A 13,700-nucleotide genomic window follows, 5' to 3' on the forward strand; every position below is an offset into this window, starting at 1 on the left:
TTCACTTCATTCGCTGTGACCAGCTTATGGCGGGACTTGCACCCGCAGGAGTGCGCCCATGCTGGGCGCACAACGACGAAGCGCCGCGGTCGGGCGACGCGCGGCGCTTCGTATCGTGCGCGTTTCAACTGAAGCGGTGCGCTCCGCGATCCGCTTGCCAGCGAGTCACAGGCCGGGACGCGGGCACGGATTGGGAGCTGCGCCCTGATATCCGCCGGCGACGGCGCCCAGCGCGGCGGCGGCCAGGGACGTGCCGAGCGCTTTCAACACCCCCTCCGTCGACAACGGCTCGCCGCTCGACATCACACGCCCCGAATACGCGGAGCATGCGGACGACGATGCAACCGTCTTCACGGGCCTGGCACTCCACGCGATATTGTCGGCAGGCGTATTGGCGAAGGCCGGCGCGGCCAGCATCAATGCCAGAACGGAAATCGGGATACGGACGGTGTGTTTCATCGGCGGGCCCCTCGGTGCGTTGTACTTCTTGTGCGGAAAGTAAGCACGATATTACACGCTACACGCGGCCGGTTTTTCGAGCGAGGTCCGATGCCGGGCGGCGAAATCGGCGTCAATAAAAAAGCGCTGCGGTCAGTCGACCGGCAGCGCTTTTTCGCGAACGGCCCCTGCCGGGGGCACGTTCGACTTCTGGTGCGTGAGGCCGGACTCGAACCGGCACACCCTTGCGGGCGTCAGGACCTAAACCTGGTGCGTCTACCAATTTCGCCACTCACGCGCATTTCCGTCGCCTGATCGCGCGGGACGCAAGATGCGTGCTCCACGCCCCCGGGACCGCTCGGGACACTTCAGCCGGCCCGAAAACCGGCACGCCCGATCAGGCGAGCGCGAGATTCTACCCGATCCGTGCGGCGTTGTCTCGCCCCGCCGGCACCTGTCGTGCCGCGGTGCTAGAATGCCGCGCTCGACGTTTCGGCAGCGCGCCGCCGCGCGTCCCCCGAACCCGCCCCATCCGATTGAGCCCGTGAACTTCGACGACTACTGTCAGCAAAAGGCCGCCCCCGCAGGCTCCAGCGTCTACTACGCGCTGCGTCAGGCGCCGCTCGCCACGCAGCCGCGCCTGACCGCGCTGTTCGCGCTGCGCCGCGAACTCGAGGAAACCGTCAAGGAAACCAGCGATCCGACCGTCGGACACACGAAGCTCGCGTGGTGGCACAAGGAACTCGCGGCGCTGGCCGACGGGCAACCGTCGCACCCCGTCACGAAGGCGCTCGCGCAGCATCACCCCGCGATCGCCGCCGAGGCCGATGCGCTGCGCACGCTCGTCAACGGTTACGGGATGGATCTCGAACAGGCGCGCTACCTCGATTTCGCGAACCTGCAGCGCTATATCGCGCAGGTCGGCGGCACCTTCGCGTCGCTGGTGGCGCGCGCCAGCTCGACGCACCCGGCCGACCCGCAGCCATGGGCCGCGGACGTCGGCCGCGCGCTGATGCTCGCGCAATTCGTGCAGGAGCTCGGCAACGACGCACGCCACGGCCGCATCTATCTGCCGATCGACGAACTGCAGCGCTACAACGTGACCGCGGCCGATCTGCTGAACCGCCGCTACAGCCCGGCGTTCACCGAATTGCTGCAATTCCAGACGACCCGCGCGCGCGAAGCGCTCGCGGCCGCCGATGCGGCGATTCCCGCCGCCGAACGCCGCGCGCAGCGCACGCTGCGCGCGCAGATCGCGCTGGCCGGCGCGCTGCTCGACGAAATCGCGCGCGACGGCTACCAGGTGCTGCATCAGCGCATCGCGCTGACGCCGATCCGCAAGCTGTGGATCGCGTGGCGCGCCGCGCGCCGCCGTTGAGCGGCGCGCATCACGCCTTCAGCAGCGGCAGCGTGTCGAAACGCTGCTGCAGCACGCGCGTCGCGTCGAGCCCCCACCAGGACGCGAGCACGGTCGCATAAAGCTGGCGGAAATCGACCGCGACCGGCAGGTTGCCGTTGCCGTCGAGCCGCCCGAACGCGGGCGGTGCACCGTACAGCCCACCCGCCACGCGACCGCCCATCACGAAATGCGGTGCGGCCGTGCCGTGATCGGTGCCGTTGCTCTGGTTCTCGCGCACGCGCCGGCCGAATTCCGCATACGTCATCACGAGCGTCTCGTTCCAGCGCCCGAGTTCGATCAGCGCCGCGCGCATCGCGCTCATCCCGTCCGCGAACTGCTTGAGCAGCGCGGCGTGCTGCCCCGGCTGGTTCTGGTGCGTGTCGAAGCCGTTGAGCGTCAGGCGCAGCACCGCGACACCGTCCTGCGCGCCGGACCCCGACGCTTCGCACGCGGCCAGCACCTGCATCGCGGTCTTCACCGACGTGCCGAACGCACCGGCCGGAAAGGCCGTCCTGAATTCGCGCATCCCGCCGCGCGGGCGCAGCCGGTCGGCCGCCTTCACGATGTCGTTCTCGACGTCGACGATGTGCGCGAGCGCCGGGTTCTGTTCGCGCAGCGACGACGGCTCGGCGAGCCGGGCCGCACGGATGAACTGCGCGGGATTGACGAGCGCGATCGCGCGCGCGCCGTTCGACAACGGCCCCATCTCGGCGCTGCCGAGCACGACGCCGTCCGCCGCGAAACCGGGCGGCACGGGCGCCTGCGCGAACGTGCGCGTGAGCCAGCCTTCGTGCAGGTACTGATCCGAGCGCGACGCGGTGTCCCAGATCTCGATCGAGCGGAAATGCGACAGGTTCGGCTGCGGATAGCCGACACCCTGCACGACCGCGACCTGCCCGTCACGCCACAGCGGCATCAGCGGCGCGAGCGACGGATGCAGCCCCGTCTGCGCGTCGAGCTGCAGCACCTGCTCGCGCTTGATGCCGATGCCGCGCCGGAACGAGTAGTACAGCGGGTCCGCGTACGGCACCACCGTGTTGAGGCCGTCGTTGCCGCCCTTGAGCTCGACGAGGATCAGCACGTTCGCATACCCGGCCGCAGGCTTTCGGCCGGCCTGCGGCGCGGCAGCCGCCACCGCGCTCGCCTGCCACATCGACACGCCGGCGGCCGCCGCGGCGCCCGTCAGTGTCAGAAAATCACGTCGGTTCATCGCACATCCTTTGGTTCGCCGCCCGCCTTGGCCGCGGCCGCCACCCGCTTCGTCGTCGTTCGCATCATTTCAGTTGATAGGCCGGATCCATCAGCAGCGCCTCGAGATACGCGCTGCCGGTCGAATCCGTGTCGATCGCCGCGACCGGCGAGAGTTGCAGCACCGCGTGCTGCAATTGCAACTCGGTGGACAATCCCACGATCGCCTGAGGCCGCGCACGATACTGCGCGAGCCAGCGCTCGAGGTCGAAACGCAAGCCGCCGCGCGCGGGCTTGGCGGGCATGCCGCGCGGGCCGGCGGCAGACGCCGCGTCGGCCACCGGCATCGCGTGCGCGCTCGGCGACGGCGCGATCGCACGGGCCGGCGGCCGCATGCCGGCCGTCTCGGTCGCGCGGAACAACTGCTCGACGAACTGCTTGCGCGACAGCAGCGTCGTGCTGTTGATCCACAGCGCGCCGCCTGGCCAGCCCTTCACGTTCGGCGGATAGAACAGGTTCTGTCCGAGCGTGCGCACGGTGTTCGCGAGCATCTGCGGATCGCCGTACGCCACGTCGAACAGCCGCACCGAGCCGACCACGAATTCCGCCGGCGACTTGACCAGCACGCCGCGGTTGCGCGGATCCCAGAACGCGTCGGTCGACCACAGCGCGGCGAGCGCCGCGCGAATGTCGTAGCCGCTCGCGCGAAACCGCTCGGCCACCGCGTCGAGCGCGCGCGGCTCCGGCGTATCGGACACGAACTCGCGCCACAGCTTGCCGGCGATGAAGCGCGCGGTGTCCGGCCGCTTCAGCAGGATGTCGAGAAAGCCGTCGCCGTCGAACGGCCCGGTTTCGCCGAGGATCGTCTTGTCGCCGGCATCGTGCCATTCGGGCCGCACCGCGAAGCGCAGCGTGTCGGGATCGACCGTCCAGCCCGTCATCGCGCGCGCGGCCTCGGTCACGTCGTATTGCGTGTAATGCCCTTCGCCGAGCGTGAACAGCTCCATCACCTCGCGCGCGAAATTCTCGTTCGGGCGCCCCTTGCGATTGCTCGCGCCGTCGAGATACTGCAGCATCGCCGGATCCTTCGCGACCGCGTGCAGCAGCGAGCCGAAGTTGCCGAGCGCCTCGCGGCGAAACAGCGCGTTCTGTGCGGCCATCGTCTGCGGGTAAGGCACCTTGTCCTGCCCGGACGTGAAATGCCCGTGCCAGAACAGCGTCATGCGCTCGGTGAGCGGCGACGGCGTCGCGACCATCTCGTTGACCCAGGCCGCGCGCAACGCATCGTAGCGGCGATTGCGCTCGCGCTGCTCGTCGCGCCGCATGTCGGGCGTCAGCGCCTGGCGCTGCGCGCGTGTCGGCGGCGGCTCGGCGAGCCAGTCGGGCCACGTCGTGACGGGTTCGCGTCGTGCATTGCCGAGCGTATCGGCCACGACCTGCGCGCGCGTCATGCCGACGATGCGCGCGACTTCGGCGGGAGCGGGAGAAAAACCGGTGCGGCCGAGAAAAAACACCGCGTCGTCGGCATCGAGCGGCGACTGCATGGCAGGCGACGACGCCGGTGCGGCAGCGTTCGCTTTCATCGTCATGGACTCCCGGAACGCACCGGCGGTGCGGATGCTCGTACAACGGCATTCGGCAGCCGAAAGTTGACGGAAAAAATGCTACGAATTCTTTCCGCGCGGGGATTTCCGCGCAAGGCGAACGACGGCACGCATCAGCGCTTGTACAACTCGCGCACGGCGTCTTCGATGTGCTGGCGCAACAGGTGCCGCTCTTCGGGTGTCATGTGCCCGTCGCGACGGCGCTGTTCGAGATCGGGAGGCACGGCGGAACGGGCCGTCATATCGGCGGCGCGATCGGGCTGCGGCGCTTTGCCGCGCGGCAGCTTGCGCGACGATGCGCCCTGCTCGGGGCGCTGCGCATACGCGAGGTTCGACGCATACGGACCGGCAAGCGCGATCGTCAGCATCAGTGCAATCCGGGCAGATCGCATGACCGTCCTCGCTTCTTTGGTCGATTTGTTCCCTTCGTCACGCGGCAACCGGCTACCTCTGGTACTTGAAAAACCCTGCGGAATTCGGGTGTACAAAGATGAAAGATGGAGTGCAGGGGAGTATCTACCGAATTTCGGCTTCGAGTAAAGGAATCTCTATAGCGTGCCTTTACTCGGCACGACACTACGGGTAAATTTTGTAACCGACTGTAACGCACGAAAATACGCGGCCGTGCGCCAATTCCCATTCACGATAAGATGCCGATCATGGAAACGAAAAACCCCTCCAAGATTCTCGTCGTCGACGACGACCCTCGCCTGCGCGATCTGCTGCGCCGCTATCTCGGCGAACAGGGTTTCAACGTCTACGTCGCGGAAAACGCAACCGCGATGAACAAGCTCTGGGTCCGCGAGCGTTTCGACCTGCTCGTGCTCGACCTGATGCTGCCCGGCGAAGACGGCCTGTCGATCTGCCGCCGGCTGCGCGGCAGCAACGACCGCACGCCGATCATCATGCTCACCGCGAAGGGCGAGGACGTCGATCGCATCGTCGGCCTCGAGATGGGCGCCGACGATTACCTGCCGAAGCCGTTCAATCCGCGCGAACTGGTCGCGCGCATTCATGCGGTGCTGCGCCGCCAGGCGCCGGCCGAACTGCCGGGCGCACCGTCGGAAACCACCGAGGTATTCGAGTTCGGCGAATTCTCGCTGAATCTCGCCACGCGCACGCTGACCAAGTCCGGCCAGGAAATTCCGCTGACCACCGGCGAATTCTCGGTGCTGAAAGTGTTCGCGCGTCATCCGCGCCAGCCGCTGTCGCGTGAAAAGCTGATGGAGCTCGCACGCGGCCGCGAATATGAAGTGTTCGACCGCAGCCTCGACGTGCAGATCTCGCGCCTGCGCAAGCTGATCGAACCGGATCCGGGCAGCCCGCGCTTCATCCAGACCGTCTGGGGCCTCGGCTACGTGTTCATCCCGGACGGCGCTGCCTGAGCTTTTTCCTTCCCGGTTTCGCCCCGCCCACGGCCCGTCCCATGCGTATCGACCGGCGCCTTCTGCAGCTCGCGTTCGGCGGGCTGTTCTGGCGCACCTTCCTGCTGATCGCGCTGCTGATCTCGGTCAGTCTCGCCGCGTGGTTCCAGAGCTTTCGCGTGATCGAGCGCGAGCCGCGTGCGCAACGCGTCGCGCTCCAGCTCGTCGCGGTCGTGAAGCTCACGCGCACCGCCCTGCTCTATTCCGATCCCGACTTGCGGCGCGCGCTGCTGCAGGATCTCGAGAGCAACGAGGGCGTGCGCGTGTACCCGCGCGAAAAAACCGACAAGTTCAAGTTGCAGCCCGACGAATCGCTGAACCGCCTGATCGAACACGACATCCGCAGCCGCCTCGGCGACGATACCGTGATCGCGCAGTCGGTCAACGACATTCCCGGCGTGTGGATCAGCTTCAAGATCGACGACGACGATTATTGGGTCGCACTCGATCGCGATCAGCTCGACAACGTCACGGGCCTGCAGTGGGCCGGCTGGGGGCTGTTCGCGCTCGCGCTGTCGCTGTTCGGCTCCGCGTTCATCACCAGCCTCGTGAACCGGCCGTTCTCGCGGCTCGCGCTCGCCGCGCGCCAGGTCGGTTCGGGCCAGGCGCCCGAGCCGCTGCCCGAGCGCGGGATGGGCGTCGCGGCCGAGACCAACCGCAGCTTCAACCAGATGGTGCGCGACCTCGAACAGCTCGAGGCCGATCGCGCGCTGATGCTCGCGGGCATCTCGCACGACCTGCGCACGCCGCTTGCGCGGCTGCGGCTCGAAACCGAGATGAGCCCGTCCGACCAGGCGACCAAGGACGCGATGGTCGACGACATCGAACAGATGGACCGCATCATCGCGGCCTTCATCGACTACGCGCGCCCGTCGCAGCGCAAGCCCGAGCCCGTCGATCTATCGTCGGTCGCGCAGGACGTCGCCGCGCGCGTGTCGGGCGAGGACGGCGTCGAAATCCGCACGCGGCTCGCGCCGAGCGCGATCATCGAAGCTGACGAGACCGACATGCGGCGCGTGATCGGCAACCTCGTCGAGAACGCGCGCAAGTACGGCCAGAGCAAGCAGGACGGCATCTCGCGGATCACGCTCGAGACGCGCGTGTCGCATGCGCGCGTCGAGCTGTCGGTGAGCGACGAAGGCCCCGGCATTCCCGAGGATCAGTTGCCGCTCGTGATGCGGCCGTTCTACCGCGTCGACACCGCGCGCACCAAGGCGGACGGCACAGGCCTCGGCATGGCGATCGTGCTGCGGCTCGTCGGCCGCTACCGCGGCGCGCTGCGCCTGCGCAACCGCCACCCGGACGCCGGCCTCGAAGTCACGCTCGAATTCCCCGGCGCCGGCAAGGCGCGTGCGACCGCATGACACGTTCGCGCACGCATCTTGCGCGTCACACTATCGATCCGGTTGACAAAAGCTATGAAGGGCGTTAGTCAAAATCTATTGAAGCGAAACATCAATAGTGTTATAGTCCCTTTCATGCTGTCACATCATCGTTGCAGCACCGAGGTAGCTTGACTCAGTCTTCTTCCCAACTCACACAGGAGTATCCGCATGAAAACCGTGGGCGATAAACTCGAAGCTTTCACCGTCGTAGCCGCGAAGCCGGGCTTCAACAATCACGAGGAAAACGGCCAGTCGGCGTTCGAGACCGTCACCGAAGCGTCGTTCCCGGGCAAGTGGAAGATCATCTACTTCTATCCGAAGGATTTCACGTTCGTGTGCCCGACGGAAATCGTCGAGTTCGCGAAGCTCACGAAGCAGTTCGAAGAGCGCGACGCCGTCCTGCTCGGCGGCAGCTCGGACAACGAATTCGTCAAGCTCGCATGGCGCCGTGAGCACAAGGACCTCGACAAGCTGAACCACTACTCGTTCGGCGACGTCAAGGGCGAACTGATCGACCAGCTCGGCGTGCGCGACAAGGAAGCCGGCGTGGCCCTGCGTGCGACGTTCATCGTCGATCCGGACAACACGATCCAGCACGTTTCGGTGAACAACCTGAACGTCGGCCGCAGCCCGGAAGAAGTCCTGCGCATTCTGGACGGCCTGCAAACGGACGAACTGTGCCCGTGCAACCGTGCAGTCGGCGGCGCAACGCTGTAAGCGCATCGATGCACGAAGCCCGCGGCGCACGTCCTGCCTGCGGGCTTTTTTAACGGCCAACCCATAGGAGATATCAATGGAATTCATCGACTCGATTAAGGCACGTATTCCCGACTACGCGAAGGACATTCGCCTGAACCTCGACGGCACGATCTCGCGCTCGTCGCTCGAAGGCACCGACGCGGTCGGCGTGGCGCTGGCGGCGGCCATCGCGGCGAAGAGCACGGTGCTCGTCAAGACGATTCGCGAAGCCGGCGTGCTGTCGCCCGAGGAGACGAACGCCGTGCTGACGGCGGCCGCGCTGATGGGGATGAACAACACCTGGTATCCGTATGTCGAGATGGCCGACGACGCCGACCTGAAGACGCAGCGCGCCGAATTGCGGATGGGCGCGTATGCAACGCACGGTGGCGTCGACAAGCGCAAGTTCGAGATGTACGCGCTCGCTGCGTCGATCGTCGGCAAGTGCCACTTCTGCGTGAAGTCGCACTATGCGCTGCTGAAGAACGAGCAAGGGATGACCGTCACGCAACTGCGCGACGTCGGCCGCATCGCGTCGGTGATCAACGCCGCCGCGCAGGTGATCGCCGCCGAAGGCGAATAAGCGATCCGGTCGCGCGGCCGCGAGAGCCGTGCCGGCTGCCAACGAAAATGCCACGCATTCGCGTGGCATTTTTCATTTCGGCGGTGTGGCGTGCGGCGCGAACCGCACGCCACGCCGGACGTCAGCCGCTCCGCTTCACCAGCAGCGCGGCGGCCTGCGCCTCGATACCCTCGCCGCGGCCGAGATAGCCGAGCTTCTCGTTGGTCTTCGCCTTCACGTTCACGCGGTCGAGCGGCAGCCCGAGATCGGCCGCGATGTTCGCGCGCATCCCGTCGATATGCGGCGCGAGCTTCGGCGCCTGCGCGATCACGGTGCTGTCGACGTTCTGGATCGCGAAGCCGGCCGCGTTCACGCGGGCGACGCACTCGCGCAGCAGCACGCGGCTGTCCGCGCCCTTGAACGCCGCATCCGTGTCGGAGAAATGGCGGCCGATGTCGCCGAGCGCGGCCGCGCCGAACAGCGCGTCGGTGATCGCGTGCAGCAGCACGTCCGCGTCCGAGTGGCCGAGCAGGCCGCGCGCGTACGGAATCGTCACGCCGCCGATGATGAGGGGGCGCCCTTCGACGAGCTGGTGCACGTCGTAGCCTTGTCCGATTCTGAAATCCATGCGTAATCCGGTTTGAGATGAGGGGAAAGTCAGGAAGCGTTCGCGGCCCGCGCGAGAATCGCTTCCGCGAGCGCGAAATCTTCCGGGTACGTGACCTTGAAGTTGCGCAGGCTGCCCTGCACGACGCGCGGCGTGTGGCCGGCCCATTCGATCGCGCTCGCTTCGTCGGTCAGGTCGTGCCCTTCGCGCTGAGCCTGCAGGATCGCGTCGCGCAGCATGCCGATGCGGAACATCTGCGGGGTCTGCGCCTGCCACAGCGCGTCGCGCGACTCCGTGCGCGCGATCGCGTCGCCGCCGGCCGGCACGCGCTTGAGCGTGTCCGCCACCGGCAGCGCGACGATGCCGCCGACCGGGTCGTCCTTCAGCGTCGCGACGAGCGTGCGGATCAGCGCCGGCGTGATGCCCGGGCGCGCGGCGTCGTGCACGAGCACCCAATCGTGGTCGGTCGCGCCGAATTCGGCCAGCTCCAGCAGCCCGTTCAGCACCGACGCCTGCCGCGAGCCGCCGCCGCAGCGGCGCACCGCGAAGCGCAGGCCCGCGAAGCGGCGTGCGTCGAAATGGGAATCGTCGGGCGCGAGCACGACGAGCGTCTGCGCGAACTCGCTGCACGCGTCGAACGCGGCGAGCGTGTAGTGCAGCAGCGCGCGGCCGGCCAGCGTGCGATATTGCTTCGGCACGGCCGAGCCGGAACGGCTGCCCGTGCCGGCACAGGGAATCAGGGCGAAAAGTCGGGGAGTCACGAAGGCAAACGCCGGAAAGATGAAATCGAGAAGCGGATTTTATAATAGGTCTTTCGTCTCGACCGGCGCACCGCGATGCGCCCGTGCACGCCACCCCTGTCGTCCCTATGCCAGATAACGCTTCCACCCCGTCCGCTTCACCCGTTGCCCGCGTCAAGCCCGGCCAGCGTTTCGCCTTCGACGGCGCGCACGGCTCCGCCGACGCGCTCGCCATCGCCCGTTATCTCGCCGACAACCGTCCGGACGTGCCGCTGCTCGCGGTGATCTGCGCGAACGCGGTCGACGCGCAGCGGCTGTCGCAGGAAATCCCCTACTTCTCGCCCGATGCGCGCGTGCGCCTGCTGCCCGACTGGGAAACGCTGCCGTACGACACCTTCTCGCCGCACCAGGACCTCGTGTCCGAGCGGCTCGCGACGCTGCACGACCTCGGCGAGGGCCGCTGCGACATCCTGCTCGTGCCCGCCACGACCGCGCTGTACCGGATGCCGCCGGCGTCGTTCATGGCCGCGTACACCTTCGCGTTCGCACAGGGCGAGCGGCTCGACGAGGCGAAGCTGAAGGCGCAGCTCACGCTGGCCGGCTACGAGCACGTGAGCCAGGTCGTGCGCCCCGGCGAATACTGCGTGCGCGGCTCGCTGATCGACCTGTTCCCGATGGGCTCGCCGCTGCCGTACCGGATCGACCTGTTCGACGACCAGGTCGATTCGATCCGCGCGTTCGATCCCGACACGCAGCGCAGCCTCTACCCGGTGCGCGACGTGCGCCTGCTGCCCGGCCGCGAGTTCCCGTTCGACGAAGCCGCGCGCACGGCCTTCCGCAGCCGCTGGCGCGAAACCTTCGAAGGCGACCCGAGCCGCGCGCCGATCTACAAGGACATCGGCAACGGCGTGCCGTCGGCCGGCATCGAGTATTACCTGCCGCTCTTCTTCGACGAGACGGCCACGCTGTTCCACTACCTGCCGCAGGACGCGCATCTCGTGTTCGCCGGCGATCTCGACGCATCGATCCGCCGCTTCACGGCCGATACGAAGCAGCGTCACGCGTTCCTCGCGCACGATCGCGAGCGGCCGATCCTCGAGCCGCAGCGGCTGTTCCTGTCCGACGAGGATTTCTTCGCGTTCGCGAAGCCGTTCGCGCGCATCGTGCTGCCCGCGCAGCCGGCCGGCGGCTGGGCGACCGCGCTGCCCGAACTCACCGTCGACCGCCATGCCGACGATCCGCTCGCATCGCTGCGCACGTTCGTCGAATCGTCGGGCAAGCGCGTGCTGCTGACGGTCGAATCGGCCGGCCGCCGCGAGACGATCCTGCAACTGCTCGCGGAGCACCACCTGCGCCCCGCGTCGAACGACCACTTCGCGGGCTGGCTCGCGAGCGACGAACGCTTCGCGCTCGGCGTCGCGCCGCTCGCGACCGGCTTCGCGGTGCCCGCCGAAGGCTATGCGATCGTCACCGAGACCGAGCTGTACGGCGCGCTCGGCCGCCGCGCGGGCCGCCGCCGGCAGGAACAGGCGAGCAACGTCGACGCGATGGTGCGCGACCTGTCGGAACTGAAGGTCGGCGACCCGGTCGTCCATGCGCAGCACGGCATCGGCCGCTACATGGGCCTCGTGTCGATGGATCTCGGCGAAGGCGAGACCGAATTCCTGCATCTCGAATACTCGGGCGACAGCAAGCTCTACGTGCCCGTCGCGCAACTGCACGTGATCTCGCGCTACAGCGGCGCCGATCCCGACAGCGCGCCGCTGCACGCGCTCGGCTCCGGCCAGTGGGAGCGCGCGAAACGCAAGGCCGCGCAGCAGATCCGCGATACGGCCGCCGAGCTGCTGAACCTGTACGCGCGCCGCGCGGCCCGCGAAGGCCACGCGTTCTCGCTCGATCCGCGCGACTACGTGAAATTCGCGGAAAGCTTCGGCTTCGAGGAAACCCCCGACCAGGCCGCGGCGATCGCGGCCGTGATCGGCGACATGACGAGCGGCAAGCCGATGGATCGCCTCGTGTGCGGCGACGTCGGCTTCGGCAAGACCGAGGTCGCGCTGCGTGCGGCGTTCATCGCGGTGCTGGGCGGCAAGCAGGTCGCACTGCTGTCGCCGACCACGCTGCTCGCCGAGCAGCACACGCAGACCTTCGCCGACCGCTTCGCGGACTGGCCGGTGCGGATCGTCGAGCTGTCGCGCTTCAAGACCGCGAAGGAAGTGAACGCGGCGATCGCGCAGATCAACGAAGGCAGCGTGGACATCGTGATCGGCACGCACAAGCTGCTGTCGTCGGACGTGCAGTTCAAGCGCCTCGGCCTCGTGATCATCGACGAGGAACACCGCTTCGGCGTGCGCCAGAAGGAAGCGCTGAAGGCGCTGCGCGCGGAAGTCGACGTGCTGACGCTCACCGCGACGCCGATTCCGCGCACGCTCGGGATGGCGCTCGAAGGGCTGCGCGATTTCTCGGTGATCGCGACCGCGCCGCAGAAGCGGCTCGCGATCAAGACCTTCGTGCGTCGCGAGGAAGAAAGCGTGATCCGCGAAGCGATGCTGCGCGAGCTGAAGCGCGGCGGCCAGGTGTACTTCCTGCACAACGAAGTCGAGACGATCGAGAACCGCAAGGCGATGCTCGAGGCGCTCGTGCCCGAGGCGCGCATCGTGATCGCGCACGGCCAGATGCACGAACGCGAACTCGAACGCGTGATGCGCGACTTCGTCGCGCAGCGCGCGAACGTGCTGCTGTGCACGACCATCATCGAGACCGGCATCGACGTACCGAGCGCGAACACGATCATCATGCACCGCGCGGACAAGTTCGGCCTCGCGCAGCTTCACCAGCTGCGCGGCCGCGTCGGCCGTTCGCACCATCAGGCGTATGCGTACCTGCTGGTCCACGATCCGCAGGCGCTGACCAAGCAGGCGCAGCGCCGGCTGGAAGCGATCCAGCAGATGGAGGAACTGGGCTCGGGCTTCTATCTCGCGATGCACGACCTCGAGATCCGCGGCACCGGCGAAGTGCTCGGCGACAAGCAGTCGGGCGAAATCCACGAGATCGGCTTCCAGCTCTATACGGACATGCTGAACGACGCGGTGAAGGCGCTGAAGAACGGCAAGGAACCCGACCTCACCGCCCCGCTCGCCGCGACGACCGAAATCAACCTGCACGCGCCCGCGATCCTGCCGGCCGACTACTGCGCGGACGTACAGGAGCGGCTGTCGCTGTACAAGCGGCTCGCGAACTGCGAGCACGGCGACGCGATCGACGGCATCCAGGAGGAACTGATCGACCGCTTCGGCAAGCTGCCGCCGCAGGCGCACGCGCTCGTCGAGACGCACCGGCTGCGGATCGCCGCGAAGCCGCTCGGCATCGTGAAGATCGACGCGAGCGAGGCCGCGATCGGGCTGCAGTTCGAGCCGAATCCGCCGATCGATCCGATGCGCATCATCGAGATGGTGCAGAAGCATCGCCACATCAAGCTCGCGGGCCAGGACAAGCTGCGCATCGAGACGCGCTCGCCCGACCTCGCGATCCGCGTGTCGACGATCAAGGAAACGCTGCGCGCGCTCGGCCCGAAACAGGGGGCGGCCGTCGCGGCCCGTTGACGCGATCCCGACGGGC

Annotated in this window: 12 protein-coding genes and 1 tRNA gene; 6 read left to right on the top strand and 7 right to left on the bottom strand. The window is 67.5% G+C overall.

The window, feature by feature from the left end:
- Positions 1 to 165: 165 nt before the first annotated feature.
- Both WT97_RS28140 and WT97_RS28145 read right to left on the bottom strand, forming a co-directional pair.
- A complete protein-coding gene (locus WT97_RS28140; RefSeq protein ID WP_059505996.1) occupies positions 166 to 459 on the bottom strand; it encodes a hypothetical protein in 294 nt (97 codons plus the stop codon).
- A gap of 190 nt (positions 460 to 649) precedes the next feature.
- Positions 650 to 736: transfer RNA gene (locus tag WT97_RS28145), tRNA-Leu, on the bottom strand.
- Between the two features lie 246 nt (positions 737 to 982).
- Here WT97_RS28145 and hpnD point away from each other — a divergent pair.
- Entirely contained in the window at positions 983 to 1,816 is an 834-nt protein-coding gene (gene hpnD / locus WT97_RS28150; protein ID WP_059790633.1) for a presqualene diphosphate synthase HpnD, read from the top strand.
- 10 nt (positions 1,817 to 1,826) lie between these two features.
- Here the strand turns inward: hpnD and WT97_RS28155 are convergent, their stop codons facing one another.
- From WT97_RS28155 to WT97_RS28165, 3 genes are all read right to left on the bottom strand, one after another.
- The gene (locus WT97_RS28155) at positions 1,827 to 3,047 is read right to left on the bottom strand and encodes a DUF1501 domain-containing protein (protein ID WP_060354827.1); all 1,221 of its coding nucleotides are present in this window, start codon (positions 3,045 to 3,047) and stop codon (positions 1,827 to 1,829) included.
- Between the two features lie 64 nt (positions 3,048 to 3,111).
- Complete coding sequence (locus tag WT97_RS28160; RefSeq protein ID WP_060354860.1) at positions 3,112 to 4,608, bottom strand: DUF1800 family protein; 1,497 nt, start codon at positions 4,606 to 4,608, stop codon at positions 3,112 to 3,114.
- A gap of 134 nt (positions 4,609 to 4,742) precedes the next feature.
- Positions 4,743 to 5,021: a hypothetical protein gene (locus tag WT97_RS28165; protein WP_034207558.1), complete on the bottom strand. Its 279-nt coding sequence runs from the start codon at positions 5,019 to 5,021 to the stop codon at positions 4,743 to 4,745.
- 258 nt (positions 5,022 to 5,279) lie between these two features.
- On the opposite strand from WT97_RS28165, the gene ompR reads away from it, so the two are divergent.
- From ompR to WT97_RS28185, 4 genes are all read left to right on the top strand, one after another.
- On the top strand, positions 5,280 to 6,014 hold the full coding sequence (gene ompR, locus WT97_RS28170; protein ID WP_006478565.1) for a two-component system response regulator OmpR: 735 nt from the start codon (positions 5,280 to 5,282) through the stop codon (positions 6,012 to 6,014).
- Positions 6,015 to 6,055: 41 nt separating this feature from the next.
- The gene (locus WT97_RS28175; protein WP_059505991.1) at positions 6,056 to 7,417 is read left to right on the top strand and encodes an ATP-binding protein; all 1,362 of its coding nucleotides are present in this window, start codon (positions 6,056 to 6,058) and stop codon (positions 7,415 to 7,417) included.
- 189 nt (positions 7,418 to 7,606) lie between these two features.
- A complete protein-coding gene (locus tag WT97_RS28180; protein WP_006478563.1) occupies positions 7,607 to 8,155 on the top strand; it encodes a peroxiredoxin in 549 nt (182 codons plus the stop codon).
- A gap of 76 nt (positions 8,156 to 8,231) precedes the next feature.
- A complete protein-coding gene (locus tag WT97_RS28185; RefSeq protein ID WP_006478562.1) occupies positions 8,232 to 8,759 on the top strand; it encodes a carboxymuconolactone decarboxylase family protein in 528 nt (175 codons plus the stop codon).
- A 121-nt stretch (positions 8,760 to 8,880) separates the two neighbouring features.
- Here WT97_RS28185 and ispF read toward each other — a convergent pair whose 3' ends face one another.
- A complete protein-coding gene (ispF, locus tag WT97_RS28190; RefSeq protein ID WP_059505989.1) occupies positions 8,881 to 9,366 on the bottom strand; it encodes a 2-C-methyl-D-erythritol 2,4-cyclodiphosphate synthase in 486 nt (161 codons plus the stop codon).
- 29 nt (positions 9,367 to 9,395) lie between these two features.
- A complete protein-coding gene (gene ispD, locus WT97_RS28195) occupies positions 9,396 to 10,106 on the bottom strand; it encodes a 2-C-methyl-D-erythritol 4-phosphate cytidylyltransferase (protein WP_059505987.1) in 711 nt (236 codons plus the stop codon).
- Between the two features lie 107 nt (positions 10,107 to 10,213).
- Between ispD and mfd the strand changes: the two genes are divergently transcribed.
- A complete protein-coding gene (mfd, locus tag WT97_RS28200) occupies positions 10,214 to 13,684 on the top strand; it encodes a transcription-repair coupling factor (protein WP_059505985.1) in 3,471 nt (1,156 codons plus the stop codon).
- Positions 13,685 to 13,700 lie beyond the last annotated feature (16 nt).

This window comes from Burkholderia sp. MSMB1459WGS, assembly GCF_001534535.1.
Taxonomy (GTDB): domain Bacteria; phylum Pseudomonadota; class Gammaproteobacteria; order Burkholderiales; family Burkholderiaceae; genus Burkholderia.